Here is a 514-nt window from a genome sequence, read left to right as displayed (position 1 = left end):
GGAATATGGTGTGCCGCCAGACGGGTATGCAGCTCTTGCGCGGCTTGATAGTGGAACAGGCTTTGACGCGGATTGTGGTTTTCAGACGGCCTTTGGCTGACCCAGACGCAGGCGATGGGCAAACCGCTTGCAACGGCGGCATTAAGCGCGGCATTGTCGTGCAGGCGGAGGTTGCGGCGGAACCAGACAAGGACGTGGGCAGATTTCATGAGCATGTTCCGACGGAAAAGGGGAAAACCATTTTATCAGAATCGGCCTCCTGTATCAGGCCGTCTGAAAAATCTTTTGGTTTGATTTCGCTATATAATTTTGGTTTTAGCAACGAGGCGGCAACCATGACCGAGCAAACCGTTTTGGCACTCATTACCTGCCAAACTTATCCCGAACCATCGGACAACCTGAAAACATTGGCGGCATGCTTGGAAAGCATGGGCGTGAAAACCGTATTTGATGCGTGGCAAAACCATCCGTCCGCGCCGTTTTTACTGCCTTTGTGTGCATGGGATTATGCCGC

The 514-nt window shown here is 52.5% G+C and carries 1 protein-coding gene; it reads right to left on the bottom strand.

The genetic code is table 11. The features are described 5' to 3' along the window. Positions 1-209, bottom strand: a 209-nt coding sequence (locus ACTHUM_RS18705) for a deoxyribodipyrimidine photo-lyase (protein WP_440403783.1), incomplete at its 3' end; no start/stop codon positions are given. Positions 210-514: the final 305 nt, after the last annotated feature.

This window comes from Neisseria sp. P0021.S006 (assembly GCF_051956895.1).
The sequence above is the reverse complement of the archived record's forward strand: the minus strand, read 5'-3'. Positions and strand labels throughout refer to the sequence as shown.